Source organism: Amycolatopsis sp. NPDC045836 (assembly GCF_056431745.1).
The window spans coordinates 138899-154688 of the sequence record NZ_JBWKKF010000008.1 but is presented as its reverse complement, the minus strand read 5'-3'; the positions used below and the strand labels follow the sequence as shown (position 1 = coordinate 154688).

The window sequence follows — 15790 nt, the reverse complement described above, 5'->3', positions numbered from 1 at the left end:
CGCGGACGAGCCTGCTCCTGCTGGTCCTGGTCGTGGTCTCGATCAGCTGCCTGTTCCTGTCCAGCGGCATGGCGCCGGGGAACGGCAAGAACTTCGTCAATTCGGTCGGCACCGGCACGATGATCTCCGCGGTGGTCGGCTTCGGGCAGACGCTGATCACGGCGGCGGCTTCGCAGCGGGCACTGGTGGCACCGGTGATCGACGAGAGCAGGCGGGCGCTGGAGAAGCTCGCCGCCGAGTACCGGTCGCTGAACAAGGAGTTCTTCCCCACCGACGTGTTCGAGGCGACCCCCGAGCCGGACCCGAAGTTCAACGAGCTGATGATGCGTGACCTCGCGGGCAGCAGGCAGTACTTCTTCCGCGGGTTCTCCGGACGGTTCGCCGCCGCGCGCCTGCTGCTCTCCCACGCCGAGTGGGAGATGCGGGCGGTGCTGGCCGACCCCAGCGACGCCACCACGATCAGCGGCCGGGCCCGCTACCTGCTGCGCCAGGAAGGCCCCGAAGCGGACTACGACGCGATCCAGCGGCGGCTGCAGGACGAGATGGGCATGGGGCTGGTCGGGTTGTTCCTGGCCAGGAGCCGGTGCACCCGGATCGACCTCACCGTGGTCACCGATCCCCCGCTCGACCGGCTGGAGATCTTCGACGACTGCGTGTGGGTCACGCTCTACAGCGATGTGGGCCCGGAGAGCGCGCTGTACCCGCGGACGCTGCGCTTCCTCGAGGGTTCGTTCGTCTACAACATGGAACGTGCCGAGTTCCTCCGGCTCGGCGGTGGCCGGAACGGCAGGCACTTCCAGATCACCCCGGAGACCACCCGGGCCGAGTTCATCTCGCTGTTCGGCAAGGTCTCCGGGCGTCCGCTGACCGAAGAGCAGTTCAGCGAGCTGGAGGACCGGTTCCGGGCCTTCTCGCGGGAATTCTCCACCGCCGCTGGGCTGAGGAGCTGATAGATGGTGTTGACCCGTACCTGTCCACTGACCGAGTTGGCCGCCGACGTGGCCGCTCAACGGGCGGGCTCCGGCGGAGACTGGCAGTCGCTCGCGGAACCGTTCCGACGCTGGGCCGCGCGGCCCGGCTTGCGGGCGGAACTGCGCACGCACATCCGGTCCATGCCACCGGAGCCCGCCGCGGCGATGATCCGGCGGTCCAGGGAGACCACCACGCACTTCGCCTGGTGCCTGCGCGACGAGCGCGACGAGCCGTTCTCGTTCTGGCTGCACGAGTACAAACCGCAGCGGGACTGGCGGCACGGGTACGCCGACTCCGTGCACAACCACCGGTACCACTTCTGGACCACGATCCTGCGGGGCAGCTACCTGCACGAGCGGTACTCCGCGACCCTGGACGCGACCAGCGGGCTGATCACCTCCGCCGAACTGATCCACGGCGACGACTACCCGGCGGGCACCACCGGCGTGCTGCTGGCCGACGAGTTCCACCGGATCCCGAAAGCCGCTGACAACACCATGACCTTCTTGGTGAAGTCACGACCAGTGAACGAATGGAGCGTTTCCTATGACCCGTTGACCCGAACGAGTCATCGGCACGTTCCGGTGGAGACCCGTTTGGGGGAGCTTCTGGAACGAATCTGAAGTCACCGGCTGCGCGCTAGCGATTACCATCACTCCACCCGGCTGCCTTTCCCAGCCGCTTCGGAGGGGATCAATAATGCGCGCCCAGCAAACAACCGTTGTCCACGCGACCTTCACCACCGTGCCCGCCGCGGCGCTCACCGCCGTCGAGCAGGCCGTCCGCCGGCTCTGCCTGCGTTATGCCGACCGGCTGCCGTTCCACGGCTGGCACCACGTCAGTTTCGTCCGCTCGAAAGCCGTCGGGTTCGCCCAGCACAACGGCGCCGACGTGAGCATCGTCGAAACCGCCGCGCTGGTGCACGACGTCAACTACCTGGTCCGCCGCAACTCCGCCGCCGCCGAGGGCAGCGGGCTGCGCCTGCAGCTGCTCGCCGACGCCGGTGTGCCGCTGGGTGCCGCGCAGCGGATCGACGCGATCATCGACGAGGCCGAGATGGCCAACCGCGGCCCGGACATCTCGCTCGAGGCGCAGGCGCTCAGCGACGCCGACACGCTGTTCAAGGCGTTGCCGGTGACACCGGTCGTGCTGGCGCACAAGTACCTGCGCGAGAACGGGCTGAGCCTGCGCGAGCTGGCGCACAAGATCGTCGGCGAGCAGCGGGACGTGCACGACGAGGGTTACTACTTCTACAACGCCGAAGCCGCCGCCGAGTACTCGCGCTGGGCGCTGGCGAACCTGGAGTTGTGGCAGTGCATCAAGGAGGCCGTCGACGACCCGGCGGTCGAGGAGCTGCTCGACGCGGTCGACGAAGTGGACGAGGTCGCTTCCTGAGCCACGACCCGTCTACCGCCCGTCAGGGGACACATCGGGGGTGGATGCGTGAATTCATTCACACCCGATGATGATCCCACTAGTGCACCAGCCCGCCATTCGGACGTTTCTGCGCCCCGCACGGCTGAATTCGGTCCACGGATAACCCGGCACCACTATTGTGGCCGTGCAAGGGGCCGTCGAATGGAATCGGATAGGAGTCATGGTGCCGGACAAAGGGTTGGCGAACCGGACGGGGACCCGGGTCGCCAGAAGGGAACCGCAGCCCCAGGGCTTCAGCGCGCTGGGCAAGGACCTGCGGACCAGGGTGTCCAGTGACACCTACGAGGCGACTGAAAGAATAGCCAGGAAACGTGGTGTGAGTATGGCGCATATCGTGCGCCAGGCGGTGGAGAATTATCTGGAGAAGGCTCGCTGACACACTGGTGCGTTCGATGTCACAGTCGCCATCGAACGCATCAATGCTTGAAAGTTGAATCAGCGATCGGCGGGCAGTACGGCGTACTGCCGGACGTGCAGATCGGTGTAGGTCACCGGGCCCCGGGGACCGGGCACCTTGTCCAGGTTGATCCCGGTCTCGGGGACACCACGCAGCTTGAAGCCGTCCAGCAGCCTGGTGGGGGCGTTCCAGAAGACGCCGGTGCCGGTGTAGCCGTCGAAGAACGCCTCGGCGGTGGCCGCGTTCTCGGTGGCGATGCCGGCGGCGAGTCCGGAGGTCTGCTCGTTGGCGATGCGGGTGGCCTCCTCGACCCCGGTCACGGTCGACACGGTGACGGTGGCCTCGCGGTCGGAATCGAGCGCCCATTCGTACCCGATGGCGTGCTCGTGCGGCGGCAGCGAAGCCGTCACCCCGCGACCGGCCAGCGCCTCGCTGACCACCGGCCACGCCTGGTCGTGCACGCGTGCGTCGATGAGCAGCAGGTTGAGCCGGTTGCACACGCCGAGGCGATCCAGGCTGCCGGAGACGAGCTCACGCACCTTCTCCAGGTCGGCGTCCGCGTCGACGAAGAGCACCCCGCCGCCGTCGGCGTGCGCGAGTGTGCGCACGCCGTGCTGGGCGGCTTCGGTGGCGAGCGCACGGGTGCTGTCGCCGCTCCCCCGCAGGATCACCAGCGGGATCAAGCCGGGCTGGGCGACCAGCGCGGCGGCGGCGTGGCGCTCGGCCCGCGGCACCAGTTGCACCGCGTCCTGGTCGATGCCCGCCTCGGCCAGTGCCGGGGCGATCACCGTTTCGAGCAGGCGCTGAGCGGAGCCGAGCGCGGCGGACCCGGTGCGCAGCACCCCGGCGTTGCGCGACTTCACCAGCTGCGAGGCCACGTCCACGGTCACGTTCGGCCGGGCCTCGTAGTTCGCGCCGATCACGCCGACCGGGCGGCGGCGTTCCACCAACCGCAGGCCACCCTCCAGAGTGGACAGCGGAATGGCGCGCTCGGGGTGCGGGGCGGCGGCCAGCAGGCGCAGCTGCTCGGCCATGCCGGTGAGCCGCTCCTCGGTGATCGTCAGCCGGTCGAGCAGGCCGGCGCTCATGCCATCTTCCCCGGCCTTGGCCACGTCGGCTTCGTTCGCTTCGAGCACGGCGGCGCGGTTCGAGAGCAGGCGCTCGGCCATGCCGTTGAGGGCGGCGTCGATCGCCTCGTCCGGCGCGGCGGCCAGTGACGGCGCGGCCCGCTTCGCCGCACGCGCGCACTCTTCGACTGCCTTGGCCACCTCGTCGCTCACGACAAATCCCTCCGGACATCCGAACCGAGGCGTCCAGTCTGCCGCACGCGTGAACTCAGGTGAGCACGGGTTCGAGCAGCCAGCTGCCGCCGAGGAACAGGCTGCCGAACGCGAGCACACCGAGCACGAGCAGCCACAACGCCACCGGCACGCCGGTGAGCCGGGCGAGCTGATCGACGTCGGAATCGCGGGCGGCCCCGCGGCGGCGCTTGGCCTGCAGTTCGAAGACCGGGCGGACGCCGCCGAGCAGCAGGAACCAGGTGATGGCGTACACGCAGACCGCCTGCACGCCGGGCGGGGCGAGCAACGCGACGGCGCCGAGGCCGATCGCCGCGGCGACCACCGAGAAGGCGCCGTACACGTTGCGGATCATCACGAGCACGCCGAGCAGCAGGACCGCGGCGATGCCGAGCAGGATCGAGATGCGGTCGGCGGCGATCAGCGCGGCGAAGGCGAGGCCGAGCAGCGCGGGCGCCGGGTAGCCGGCGAGCGCGGTCAGCACCATGCCGGGGCCGGTCGGCTTGCCGCGGGAGACGGTGACGCCGGAGGTGTCCGAATGCAGCCGGATGCCCTGCAGGCGGCGGCCGACCAGGACCGCCGCGAAGGCGTGGCCCGCCTCGTGCACGATCGTCACCAGGTTGCGCGCGAGGCGCCACGGCGTGCCGGAGACCACCAGGAGCAGGGCGGCCACGCCGGTGATCAGCGCCACCAGCTCCGGCGGATCGGGCTGCGCGTCGAACAGACCCCAGAACCCATCGGTGTCGGCCACATTCACGCCGCACACCTCAGCACACGGGGGGTTGGATCGGTGTGACCCCCCTTTCCCAGGGTTTGGACCGGGGTGGTCGCCGCGAAGAGGCCGGGATGCGCGTGGACTGCCCACGGTGGGCGCGGTCGTGGGCGTGGCTACCCGGCTGCATCACCCCCTCCGGCCGGGCAGGGCATCCAACGACCCGGGTCCGACGGTCCGCTGCTCGCCGCGGCGCGGAGGTGGAAGGCGACCCAGCTGCGGTAAGGGCGCCAGCCCTCGGCGATGCGCGCCAGTGCGTCGACGTCGTTCGGGTCGGTGGAGTAGGTCTTGGCCATCGCCTGGTGCAACCGGCGCTCGTGGCGGGGGAAGACGTCTGGGTGGCCGACGCCCCTCATCAGCACCAGTTCGGCGGAGAACGGGCCGATGCCCGGCAGCCTCCGCAGCTTGGCCAGCGCCTGCTCGGCGGGCAGGGCACGCAGGCGCGTGGCGTCCAGGTGGCCCTGCTCGGCCGCGGAGGTGAGGCTGCGCAACTGCCTCACCTTCGTCTCCGGCAGGCCCAGTGGGTGCACCAACTGCCGCAGGGCCGCCGGCGCGGGGAACGAGTTGAGCGAGTGGCCGTCCACGGTGAGGCGGTGGCCGTGGCGTTCGGCGATCCGGCGCCTGATGCCCGCCGCCTGGACCACCCGCAGGCGCTGGCCGATGATCGCCCAGCAGGCGGCCTCGTACGGCGAGTGGAACAGCACCGGCCGCAGGCCCGGGTCGGCTGCCACCAAACCGGCGGCCACGCGGTCCCGCCGGACGGCGGTGGCGAAGGCGCCCGCGTCGAAGTCGAGGGAGAGGATCCGTTCGGCCTGGCGGCAAGCCTCGGCTGGCGAAGCGCCCTCCGCCGCCAGCTCGACCACCCCGTCGGCGTGCTGCCGCGCCACCACCCCCGCGGGCCGCCAGCAGCCGTCCACCGGGAAGGCCAGCCGCAGCGCGCCCGGCTCCGCGGCCGCCTCCGGGCGCCCGGCCGGGGTGAACTCCGCCAGGAACCGCCCCGCCGCCCGCAGGTCGAACGGGCCGCGCGGGGTGAGCGCCACGGTCGCACCCGGCCGCCATCGGGTGATCGCCGCCATGGACACCTCCTCGAGTTCGTCGCGCACGGACGCTAGCGCGCACCCCCGACAGTTCCGGGGCGAAAACCGATTGCGCCCGCTGTTACCGTCGGGGCCATGGGAGCTTTGAGCATCTGCTGCGCGGCGATCGCCCGGCCCTGGGGCCGGCTCGCCTGACGCGGCGGCCCACCTCCTCCAGTCACCGGCGCTGACCAACCGCGCCTGAACCCGTCTGCGCGACCCTTTCCGGTCGCCGCGTCTCGACGTCCACGCGTGCCTTCCGCACGCTTCCTCCGTCCTGACGTGGAGCGACCATGCCCGCCAACGGGTCCCGCCGGCCTGCCCGGAAACACCCCTCCCCCAACCCCTCCGGTGTGCACTTCCTCGCCACCCCCCGGATCGCCGACGAACTGGTCCGCTCGGTGGCCATCACGCCGTCCGACCTGGTGGTCGACTTCGGCGCCGGTCTCGGTGCGATCACCGCGCCGCTGGCCAGGACCGGCGCCGAAGTCCTCGCCGTGGAACGCGATCCGGAGTTCGCCGAGCGGCTGCGGCACCGGCTCGCCGACTCCGGCAACGTCCGGGTCGTCCCCGCGGACGCCCGCACGTTCTCCTTGCCCCGCAGGAAGTTCGCCGTGGTGGCGAGCATTCCGTACGCGGTGTCCACCGCGCTGATGCGACGGTTGCTCAGCCCGACCGCCTCGGCACTGGACCGGGCCGCGCTGATCGTCGAATGGGGGTTCGCGAAACGGCTCAGCGCCGCCGCCCCGCGTGAGCTCGAAACCGCCTGGTGGGCCGCGAGGTTCGAGCTGCGGCTGGTGCGGCGCATCCCGGCCAGGCACTTCAGCCCGGCCCCGAAGGTGGACTCGGCCCACCTGACCGTCCGGCGGCGCGGCCGGCCGGACCGGCTCGCCGACCGAGCACTGTGGATACTCCTGCAGGCGGCCCACCGCACCCCGCACGCCCCGGCGCGGACCGCCGTCGGCTTCCTCGGGCGGAAACCCCACCGGCTGCTCAGTGCCGGTGGCGTCGATCCCGAACGGCCGGCGGGCACCGTGCCGCCGCCCGCCTGGGCCGCGCTGGCCCGGCAGCTCGCCGCGGACCGCGCGCTGCACTGGCCGCCGCTGCCGAAGGCTTTGCGCGGCGACGGGCGTTGACATACTGTCGGTATCCCAACTGCCCGGGAGACCGCCATGCCGACCAGCCAGTCCCGCCTGCTCGACCTGCTCGAAGCCCCGCCCGGCCGGAGCACCGGCGGGTACCTGGACCTGCTCGGCGACCGCACGCAGGCGGGACCGCCGACCGGGCTGGCCCAGTCGCTGATGAGCGTGGGCCTGGTGTCCGCGGTCTACGAGCGGTACTGGCGGCCGGGGCTCGGCCGGATCGCGAAGGGCCTGTCCGGGCCGAGCATGGCCGGTGAGGTGGACCTCGCCACCGGCCTGCTGCGGCTGCGGCCCGGGCAGGTGGTGCTCGACGTGGCGTGCGGAACCGGCCGCTTCACCCGGGCGTTCGGGGAAGCGGTCGGCCGGAGCGGGCTCGCCGCCGGACTCGACGGCTCGCGCACCATGCTGGCGCGGGCGGTCGAGTCCGGTGGGCCGGAATCGGTCACCTACCTGCGGGCGGACGCCGTGCGGCTGCCACTGCGGCCGTCCACTGCGGATGCCGTGTGCTGCTTCGCGGCGCTGCACATGTTCGCCGATCCCGACGCCGCGCTGGACTCCTTCGCCTCGGTGCTCAAACCGGGCGGGCGGCTGGCCCTGCTCACCAGTGCCCGCCACCGCGGGCAGCCGCTCCGCGGCCTGGACACGCTGGTCGGCATCGCCAGCGGCCAGCGCATGTTCGACCGCGGGGAGATCGGCGGCAAGCTGCGCGAGCGCGGGTTCACCGAGATCAGCGAGCGCTGTTCCGGCGTCACCCAGATCGTCGGCGCCACGCGGATTAACATGCCGGAATGACGGCTCCCCACCACGCCAGCCTCAGCCAGCCCGACGAGTCCTACCTCCGCGCGATCGTCGCCGGCACCGCGGACGCGGTCGAAGCCGCCGAACCGCTCGGTTCGCCGCACCGGGGTGCGCCCGAGGACGTCCGCGCCGAGGTCGGCAGCGTGATCGACACCCGCGCGGCGGACCTCGTCGCGTTGAGCCAGGACCTGCACGCCCATCCGGAGGAGGGCTTCGCGGAGACGCGTTCGGTGCGGGCGCTCGCCGAACTGCTGCAGAACCACGGCCACCAGGCGACCGTCGGCGTCGGCGGGCTGGAGACGGCGCTGAGCGCGACCGTCGGCAACGGCGGCCCGCACATCGCGCTGCTCGCCGAGTACGACGCGCTGCCGGGCATCGGCCACGGCTGCGGGCACAACATCATCTGCGCCACCGCGGCGGGCGGTTTCCTGGGAGCCGCGGCGGTCGCCGAACGCCTCGGCGGCCGGGTGTCGCTGTTCGGCACGCCGGCCGAAGAAGGCGGTGGCGGCAAGGAAACCATGGCCAGGGCCGGGGTGTTCGACGACGTGGACGCGGTGCTCATGCTGCACCCGTTCAGCCACGACATCGCGATGCACCCGTTCCTCGGCAGGCGTCAGCTGGAGATGGTCTTCCACGGCGTCGCCGCGCACGCTTCGGCCCAGCCGTTCATGGGCCGCAACGCGCTCGACGCCGCCGTGGCCGCCTACCAGGGCGTGGCGGCGCTGCGCCAGCACCTGCCCGGCACCGACCGCGTGCACGGGGTGTTCACCGACGGCGGCGCGCGGCCGAACGTGGTGCCGGACCGCGCGGCACTGCTGTTCTACCTGCGCTCCGGGCAACCGGAAACGCTGCGGGACCTGGCGGAGCGGATCACCGGGATCGCACGCGGGGCGGCGGAGATGACCGGTTGCGGGGTGGAGCTGCGCTGGGACGAGCAGCCGCCGTACCTGCCGATCCGGTTCAACAGCGCGCTGGCCGGGCGCTGGGCGGTCAACCAGGAGGGCTGCGGCCGCAAGCCGTTGCCGACCGGGATCGTGCCGGAGTTCCTGACCGGCTCCACGGACCTGGGCAACCTGAGCTACCGGATGCCGGCGATCCACCCGATGCTGGCCGTCTCGGAGCCGACGGTCGCCTTGCACACCAAGGAGTTCGCCGCGGCAGCCGGTTCGCCCGCCGGGGATCGCGCGGTGGTCGACGGCGCGGTCGGCCTGGCGCTGACCGCGGCCGACTACCTGGCCGACGCACAGCTGCGCGCGGCGGTGGCCGAGGAGTTCGAAGCGGCCGGTGGGGCCCTGGACGTGCCGTCGTTCTTCGGTTGACCACAGGGTTTTCTCAGCTGATTCTTCTCAGGCAAGACGGCGGGTAATCCACAGGTTGCGCACAAGGTGGAGCGCGAACCTGGGGACATGGACGAGAACCGGCAGCACCCGTTGTTCACCCCCCAGCAGCCAGCCGCGACGCCGTTCTACCCGGCGCCCCAGCAACGCCAGCGCCAGCCGAAACGCCTCGCCGTGCTGGTGAGCGCCGCCGCCGTCGCCGCCGCACTGGTCGGCGGCGCCGGTGGGGCCGCGCTCGTCGGCCTCGCCGACAGCCCGGCGGCCACCAGCACCGGTTCGGCTGGCACGGTCACCGGCCAGACCGTGGCCAACTCCGGCTCGGACGTCAGTTCCGTGGCCCAGCAGGTGCTGCCGAGCGTGGTGCAGATCAACGTGACCACCCGCGAGGGCGAAGCGCTCGGCTCGGGCGTCATCCTCTCGTCCGACGGCAAGATCCTGACCAACGCGCACGTGGTCGACGGCGCCGGCGGGGACGTCACGGTCACGCTGTCCGACGGCACGAAGTACCAGGCCAGCGTGCTCGGCGCGGACAGCAGGGCCGATGTCGCGGTGCTGCAGGCGAAGAACGCCGGCGGGCTGACCGCGGCGAAGCTCGGGGATTCGAGCCAGGTGCGGGTCGGGGCCGAGGTGGTGGCCATCGGCTCGCCCGCCGGGCTCCAGAACACGGTGACCTCGGGCATCGTCAGCGCGGTCGGGCGGGACCTGTCCGAACTGGGGCAACCCGAACAGCAGTCGCCGTTCGGGCGGACCAGCTCGCAGCAGCAGCCGAGCTACACCGCCATCCAGACCGACGCGTCGATCAACCACGGCAACTCGGGTGGGCCGCTGGTCAACGCGAACGGTGAGGTGATCGGGATCAACACGTCGATCTACTCGCCGTCGTCGGGCGGCAGCATCGGCATCGGCTTCGCCATCCCGATCAACGACGCGGTGAAGATCGCCGGCAACCTCGAGCAGGGGTAAGAGGGGGAAGGGAGGGGTGGACCGCATTCGGGGGCGGTCCACCCTTTCTCCTCACTCCTGGCGTTTCACCTCGGGGTGCACGGCGACGACGAGGTGGTGCGCACGGCCGCCCTCGGCGGAATCGTCGTGGTACTTCGCGACCAGCGAGGTCACCGCCTCGGTGAGTTCCTCGGCGAACGCGGCCCGGTCCGCCGCGGAGGCGAACCGGACGTCGCCGTCGATGGTGAAGGTGGCCAGCTTCTTGCCCGCCCGCTGCGCACCGGTGAGCAGCTCACCGACGTCACGCACCAGGCGGGACGCGACGGCGAGCAGCCACCGCGCCGACAACCGGTCCGGCGACTGGCTCGGATCGGGTTCGACCGCACCCAGCACGCTCGGCGAGATGACGTACGAGGTCGCCGTGGCCCGCAGCACGCGTTCGGTGACGTTGCCCTTGCGCCGCTCCTCCACCAGCGAGACCAGCCCGTGCTGCTCCAGCGAGCGCAGGTGGTAGTTGATCTTCTGCCGGGCCAGGCCGAGCTTCTTGGCCAGGGTGGTGGCCGATCCGGGCTCGGCCAGTTCGGCGAGCAGGCGGGCACGCATCGGGTCCAGCGACGCGCCGGCGGCTTCCGGGTCGTCGATCACCGCGATCTCGTTCATCCGCCAACCGTCCCACCGACAAGTTTTTTTGTCAATGGGCCAGCGCGTAGTCGAGTTCCAGCGTGTGGCTGCCGTCCTCGTGCTTGGCCACCATCGCGGTGCCGCTGATGCCCGCCAGTTCGCCGACGCCGGAGCCGGGCAGGATCTTGAGGTCGAAGCTGTCGGCGAACGCGGCGTGCTGCAGCACGAAGCCGCCCTTGCGCCCCTCGACCGACACGCTGAGCCGCTCGAACGCCACGTACGCCTGTGCGGTCTCGCTGATGGCGCTGAGCATGGTGACCGTGCTGGTGCCCTCGACGGCACCGGTGAACGTCTTGGCCAACCGCACCTGGCCCAGTTCCGCGCCGTCGGCCTCGTCGAGCGCCGACGGCTCCCAGTCGTCCACGGTGAAGGCGGCGGTGATCTTCGGCATGGTGCTCCTCTCGTTGTGCTCGCCGACCAGCTTCGCACCGATACCCGACAGCTCGTGGCAGGTTTTCCGACACTGGTCGAGCCACCGGGAACCGCAGGTCGCGCCGCCGAAACGGCCCCGGAAGAGTTAGGGTGCCCGGGTGAACGATCGTCTTGTCTGGATCGACTGCGAGATGACCGGCCTCGACCTGACCAAGGACGCCTTGATCGAGATCGCGGTCCTGGTCACCGACGCGGAGCTGAACGTGCTCGGCGAAGGGCTCGACCTGGTCATCCACGCCGATGAGGAAGCACTCGCCAACATGCCCGACGTGGTCCGCGAGATGCACGCCCGGTCCGGGCTCACCGAAGAGGTCCGCCGGTCCACGGTCACCCTCGCCGAAGCCGAGCGCCGGGTGCTCGACTACGTCCGCGAGCACGTGCCCGAACCCAACACCGCACCGCTCGCCGGGAACTCCATCGCCACCGACCGCGGCTTCATCGGCCGCGACATGCCCGCGCTCGACTCCCACCTGCACTACCGCATGGTCGACGTGTCCTCGGTCAAGGAACTCGTCCGGCGCTGGTACCCGCGGATCTACTACGCCAAGCCGGAGAAGGGGCTCGCCCACCGCGCCCTCGCCGACATCCGGGAGTCCATCGGCGAACTCGACTACTACCGGCGCGTCGCGTTCGTGCCGCAACCCGGGCCCACCACCGAACAGGCCCGCGCGGCCGCCGCCGAAGTGCTCAGGCAGCCCCGCGGATAACCCGGTTTCCCGGCACGCTACGATGGTCGAGCCGAGGTGATCGTCAGACACCTCGCACGGTGGGTGTAGCTCAGTTGGTAGAGCACCTGGTTGTGGTCCAGGAAGTCGCGGGTTCAAGTCCCGTCACTCACCCCAGTGGCCCCAGCGTGGTCAGGGAGTTCCTCCCTTTCCGCGCTGGGGTTTCGTCGTTTTTCCGGGGGTCGGACCCCCGGGCCCCCGGCAGGGGGGCGGAGCTCCCTGCACCCCCATCTTGGCTGGGCGCGTTGGTGCGTGTGTGGTGGGTCACGGTTTTCGCGGCGAAGGCCCGCGCACCGGGGGGTGCACGGGCCTTCGCGGGGAGTGGGGGGTCAGTTCTTCTGGCCGCCGGATTTCCAGTCGTCCCAGGACATCTGCCAGACGGACCAGCCGTCGGTGGCGGCCAGGGTCTGCGGGCCGCCGTTCTGGACGGTGATGATGTCACCCTTCTTCGAGGTGTCCATCAGCCACTTCGCGTTCTCGGTCGACAGGTTCAGGCAGCCGTGGCTCACGTTCCGCTTGCCCTGCGAGCCCACCGACCACGGCGCCGAGTGGTAGAAGATGCCGCTGTTCGACATGCGCGCCGCGTACTGGACGTAGGTGCGGTACCCGGCGGCGCTGTCGGTCGGCACACCGTAGGTGCTCGAGTCCATGGTGTAACCGTTGTGCTCGCTCATCACCGTGTAGTTGCCGTTCGGCGTGCTCGAGGACTTCTTGCCCATCGAGATCGGCATGACCTTGGCTTCCTGGTCGTTGATCGACACCTTCATCTGGAAGGTCGCGCCGTCGGCCACCGCCACCAGCTTGTCGCCGATGGTGAAGTTCGCCGCCCGGTCCTCCTTGCCGTAGGTGCCGTTGCCGAGGTGCTTGCCGTACACCGCCGCCTTGACCGAGACCTTGGTGCCCGATGGCCAGTAGTCCTTCGGCCGCCAGATCACCGAGGTGTCGCTGAACCAGTGGAACGCGCCTTCGACGGCCGGCTCCGACTTGATCTCCAGCGCCTTCTCCGCGGCGGCCTTGTCGGCCACCTTCATGCCGAAGGTGAAGATCAGCGGCATGCCGACGCCGACCGTCTCCCCCTCCTGCGCGTTGATCGACACGGTGGTCTGCCTGGCCGGTTTCGCGGTGGTGAAGGCGGAGGTCGAGGTGGCGGGCTGGCCGTTGGTGCCGGTGCCGGACGCGGTCAGCGTGTAGCTCTTGCCGTAACCCAGCGGCTCGCTGGACACCCAGCCGGCGCCGTCCGGGGCGAGCTGGCCCGCCACGGCCTTGCCTTCGGCGTTGACCAGCTTGACGTCGTTGATCTTCCCGTCGGTGGCGTTGACCCGCACCGGCTCACCGGGGGCCACGTCCGCCGCGCCCTGCGCCGGGGTCAGCGCCAGCGCGACCGGCTTCGGCGGAGCCGCCGAGGTCTCTTTCGGGGCATCTTGGCCCCCGGAGCCGGGTTCCGCACCCGGCGACGACGTGCAACCCGAGATGATCAGCCCGGCCGCGACCGCCAGCAGCGACAACCGCACCCCGGAACGCCCCGTAATCGGGCGACGCCCCACTCCGCCCCGACCGCTCATGGAAGACCGTCCATTTCGATTAGAAGAATGCCCCAAGTGTCCGACCACAGTGTGCCCGAACGGGTTGCGACGTGTGTACGGGACTGGTCAAGTGGGTCGAACTCGCTTCGGGGGACCCCCGCGGAGGGGCCTCGGAGGGCGTGCTAAAGTTCTTCTCGTTGGTGCGGGACAGCAAGAAACCCGCCCGGCGCCATTAGCTCAATTGGCAGAGCAGCTGGCTCTTAACCAGCGGGTTCGGGGTTCGAGTCCCTGATGGCGCACTCCCAAGCTCCAGGTCGGCATTGCCGGCCTGGAGCCTTGTGCTTTCCGGGGTGGTGGCCCGGCTGTCCTTTGTGGTCAGCTCGGCTGGAAGAAGGCCAGCATCCGCTGCGCGGCGTCCGGGGCCATCAGCAACTCCTGCACACTCGCCGACAGGTGGGCCGCGGCGCTGGTGCGCGCGAACATCTCCGCTTCGTACTCCTCGACGGCGGTGCCGAAGTCCGGGTGGGTGGCCAGGGCGAGGCCCAGCACGGCGCCGTCCAGCAGGGCCATGTTGGCGCCTTCGCCGACCGGGGGCATCAGGTGCGCGGCATCGCCGAGCAGGGTGGCGGTCGGGGTCGACGGCCAGGTCAGGCCCGCCGGGAGGGAGAACACCGAGCGCGCGACGACCGTGTCGTCGCAGGCGGCGAGCAGGGCGGTGAACCGCGGGTCCCAGTCGCGCAGCAGGTTGATCAGGTGCGCTCGGGCGGCGGCCGGGTCGTCGAACGGGATGCCGCTGGTGGCGAACCAGTCCTCGCCGGTGCGGTAGAAGCTGACGCCGATGCGCACCCGGCCGTCGCCGTTGCGTTGGGCGGCCAGGGAAACACCGTCGCCGAGGACCCAGTAGCTGCCCCGGCCGACCATCGCCGCGAGGTCCGGGTGGGTGCGGTCGATGTCCGGGATGCCGACTTCGACGAGGTGCTGGCCGATGTGCACCGGGCGGGCGTCGGTGAGCAGGGGGCGGACCCGGGAGTGCGCCCCGTCCGCGCCGACCAGCAGGTCGTACGGGGCGCTGCGGCCGTCGGCGAAGCGCACCCGGCCGTCGGCGGCGGATTCGAACGCGTGCCCCCAGCGCACCGTGCCTTCCGGCAGCGAGTCCAGCAGCAGGGCACGCAGATCGGCGCGGTCGACCTCGGGGCGCAGCAGCGGGGCGTCGTCGGGGGTGTCCTCCTGGAGCAGCAGGGTGCCGTCCGGCTGGAGCAGCCGCATGTCCTGGCCTTCCCCGCGGGCGATCGCGTGGAACCCCTCGATCAGCCCGGCCTCGTGCAGCGCCCGCTGGCCGGAGTGGATGTCGAGCATGCCGCCCTGGCCACGGGCGTCGCGCGAGCTTTCGCGTTCGTACACAACGGCGTCGATGCCGTGCACGTGCAACACCCTGGCGAGGGTCAGGCCGCCGAGGCCGGCTCCGATGATGGCGATGGTCATGCTCGCGCTCCTTCGATACACCGTATTCGTCGATACACTGTATCGCGGCGGGCGATGTATCGTCACCCGCATGCTGGTGTGGGAGCGGCCGGAGCCGCCGGAGCGACCCGTGCCGTCCCCGTTGAGCCGGGAGCGGATCGTGCGCGCGGCGATCCGGCTGGCCGACGCGCACGGCCTGGGAGCGGTGTCGCTGCGCAAGGTCGCCACCGCGCTGGACGTCGGCCCGATGCGGCTCTACGGCTACATCACCGGCAAGGACGAGCTGCTCGACCTGATGGTCGACGCCGTCCACGCCGAGATCCGGCCGACCGGCGACGGCTGGCGGGAGGTGCTGCGGTCACTGGCCGAAACCACCCGGCGCGCCGTGCACGAGCACGAGTGGCTCGCCGACCTCCTGGGCGGCAGGCCCCAGCTCGGGCCGAACGCACTGGCCGAGGGCGAAACCGTGGTGGCCGCGCTGGACGGCGTCGACCTGGACGCCGTCATGCCGGTGGTCGCCGCGGTCAACGCCTACGTGATCGGCGCGGTGCGCCGGGAGATCGCCGAACGCCGTGCCGAACGGGCCACCGGGATGGACGAGGAGAGCTGGCAGGCCGCCCACGGCCCCTACCTGGAGCGGACCTTCGCCAGCGGCCGGTTCCCCGCACTGGCCACGGTGGTGCGCGACGCCGCCCACCTGACCGCCGACCAGACCTTCCGGCTCGGCCTCGACTGCCTGCTCGACGGCATCGGGGCCCGCATCACCGGCGCCGGCTGACGTCCGTCCACTGTGGAGG

At 71.0% G+C, this 15790-nt stretch carries 17 protein-coding genes and 2 tRNA genes; 12 read left to right on the top strand and 7 right to left on the bottom strand.

Going from position 1 to position 15790, the window contains the following annotated elements:
* The first annotated feature begins 11 nt into the window (after positions 1 to 11).
* From AC07EG_RS17260 to AC07EG_RS17245, 4 genes are all read left to right on the top strand, one after another.
* Positions 12 to 950 carry a hypothetical protein gene (locus AC07EG_RS17260; RefSeq protein ID WP_478254356.1) on the top strand — a complete coding sequence of 313 codons (939 nt, stop codon included), beginning with the start codon at positions 12 to 14 and terminating at the stop codon, positions 948 to 950.
* 6 nt (positions 951 to 956) lie between these two features.
* Positions 957 to 1595 carry a hypothetical protein gene (locus AC07EG_RS17255; RefSeq protein WP_478254355.1) on the top strand — a complete coding sequence of 213 codons (639 nt, stop codon included), beginning with the start codon at positions 957 to 959 and terminating at the stop codon, positions 1593 to 1595.
* A gap of 76 nt (positions 1596 to 1671) precedes the next feature.
* Entirely contained in the window at positions 1672 to 2367 is a 696-nt protein-coding gene (locus tag AC07EG_RS17250; RefSeq protein WP_478254094.1) for an HD domain-containing protein, read from the top strand.
* A 202-nt stretch (positions 2368 to 2569) separates the two neighbouring features.
* Positions 2570 to 2785, top strand: coding sequence for a ribbon-helix-helix domain-containing protein (locus AC07EG_RS17245; RefSeq protein ID WP_478254093.1), 216 nt, complete (start codon positions 2570 to 2572; stop codon positions 2783 to 2785).
* A gap of 59 nt (positions 2786 to 2844) precedes the next feature.
* Here the strand turns inward: AC07EG_RS17245 and AC07EG_RS17240 are convergent, their stop codons facing one another.
* The 3 genes from AC07EG_RS17240 to AC07EG_RS17230 all read right to left on the bottom strand — a co-directional run bounded on the left by AC07EG_RS17240 (position 2845) and on the right by AC07EG_RS17230 (position 5979).
* The gene (locus AC07EG_RS17240; RefSeq protein WP_478254092.1) at positions 2845 to 4086 is read right to left on the bottom strand and encodes an aldehyde dehydrogenase family protein; all 1242 of its coding nucleotides are present in this window, start codon (positions 4084 to 4086) and stop codon (positions 2845 to 2847) included.
* A 55-nt stretch (positions 4087 to 4141) separates the two neighbouring features.
* Positions 4142 to 4861 (bottom strand): M50 family metallopeptidase, encoded by a 720-nt coding sequence (locus AC07EG_RS17235; RefSeq protein WP_478254091.1) that lies wholly within the window; start codon positions 4859 to 4861, stop codon positions 4142 to 4144.
* A 131-nt stretch (positions 4862 to 4992) separates the two neighbouring features.
* A complete protein-coding gene (locus AC07EG_RS17230; RefSeq protein WP_478254090.1) occupies positions 4993 to 5979 on the bottom strand; it encodes a DNA-3-methyladenine glycosylase family protein in 987 nt (328 codons plus the stop codon).
* A gap of 326 nt (positions 5980 to 6305) precedes the next feature.
* Here AC07EG_RS17230 and AC07EG_RS17225 point away from each other — a divergent pair, with 326 nt between their 5' ends.
* The 4 genes from AC07EG_RS17225 (at position 6306) to AC07EG_RS17210 (ending at position 10192) form a co-directional block, all read left to right on the top strand.
* On the top strand, positions 6306 to 7088 hold the full coding sequence (locus AC07EG_RS17225; RefSeq protein WP_478254089.1) for a ribosomal RNA small subunit methyltransferase A: 783 nt from the start codon (positions 6306 to 6308) through the stop codon (positions 7086 to 7088).
* Between the two features lie 36 nt (positions 7089 to 7124).
* Positions 7125 to 7886, top strand: coding sequence for a class I SAM-dependent methyltransferase (locus tag AC07EG_RS17220; protein ID WP_478254088.1), 762 nt, complete (start codon positions 7125 to 7127; stop codon positions 7884 to 7886).
* Positions 7883 to 9211: a M20 family metallopeptidase gene (locus AC07EG_RS17215; protein ID WP_478254087.1), complete on the top strand. Its 1329-nt coding sequence runs from the start codon at positions 7883 to 7885 to the stop codon at positions 9209 to 9211. The genes AC07EG_RS17220 and AC07EG_RS17215 overlap by 4 nt, the downstream gene beginning before the upstream one ends.
* 87 nt (positions 9212 to 9298) lie before the next feature.
* On the top strand, positions 9299 to 10192 hold the full coding sequence (locus tag AC07EG_RS17210; RefSeq protein WP_478254086.1) for a S1C family serine protease: 894 nt from the start codon (positions 9299 to 9301) through the stop codon (positions 10190 to 10192).
* A 51-nt stretch (positions 10193 to 10243) separates the two neighbouring features.
* On the opposite strand, the gene AC07EG_RS17205 is transcribed toward AC07EG_RS17210, so the two are convergent.
* Positions 10244 to 10831: an ArsR/SmtB family transcription factor gene (locus AC07EG_RS17205; protein ID WP_478254085.1), complete on the bottom strand. Its 588-nt coding sequence runs from the start codon at positions 10829 to 10831 to the stop codon at positions 10244 to 10246.
* 31 nt (positions 10832 to 10862) lie between these two features.
* Entirely contained in the window at positions 10863 to 11243 is a 381-nt protein-coding gene (locus AC07EG_RS17200) for a DUF3224 domain-containing protein (RefSeq protein ID WP_478254084.1), read from the bottom strand.
* Between the two features lie 139 nt (positions 11244 to 11382).
* On the opposite strand from AC07EG_RS17200, the gene orn reads away from it, so the two are divergent.
* A complete protein-coding gene (gene orn / locus AC07EG_RS17195; RefSeq protein ID WP_478254083.1) occupies positions 11383 to 11991 on the top strand; it encodes an oligoribonuclease in 609 nt (202 codons plus the stop codon).
* 59 nt (positions 11992 to 12050) lie between these two features.
* Positions 12051 to 12126: transfer RNA gene (locus tag AC07EG_RS17190), tRNA-His, on the top strand.
* 212 nt (positions 12127 to 12338) lie between these two features.
* Here AC07EG_RS17190 and AC07EG_RS17185 read toward each other — a convergent pair.
* On the bottom strand, positions 12339 to 13571 hold the full coding sequence (locus AC07EG_RS17185) for a L,D-transpeptidase (protein WP_478254082.1): 1233 nt from the start codon (positions 13569 to 13571) through the stop codon (positions 12339 to 12341).
* Between the two features lie 187 nt (positions 13572 to 13758).
* On the opposite strand from AC07EG_RS17185, the gene AC07EG_RS17180 reads away from it, so the two are divergent.
* Positions 13759 to 13831: transfer RNA gene (locus AC07EG_RS17180), tRNA-Lys, on the top strand.
* A 76-nt stretch (positions 13832 to 13907) separates the two neighbouring features.
* Here the strand turns inward: AC07EG_RS17180 and AC07EG_RS17175 are convergent.
* Entirely contained in the window at positions 13908 to 15014 is a 1107-nt protein-coding gene (locus AC07EG_RS17175; protein ID WP_478254081.1) for an FAD-dependent oxidoreductase, read from the bottom strand.
* A gap of 70 nt (positions 15015 to 15084) precedes the next feature.
* Here AC07EG_RS17175 and AC07EG_RS17170 point away from each other — a divergent pair, with 70 nt between their 5' ends.
* A complete protein-coding gene (locus AC07EG_RS17170; RefSeq protein WP_478254080.1) occupies positions 15085 to 15771 on the top strand; it encodes a TetR/AcrR family transcriptional regulator in 687 nt (228 codons plus the stop codon).
* Positions 15772 to 15790: the final 19 nt, after the last annotated feature.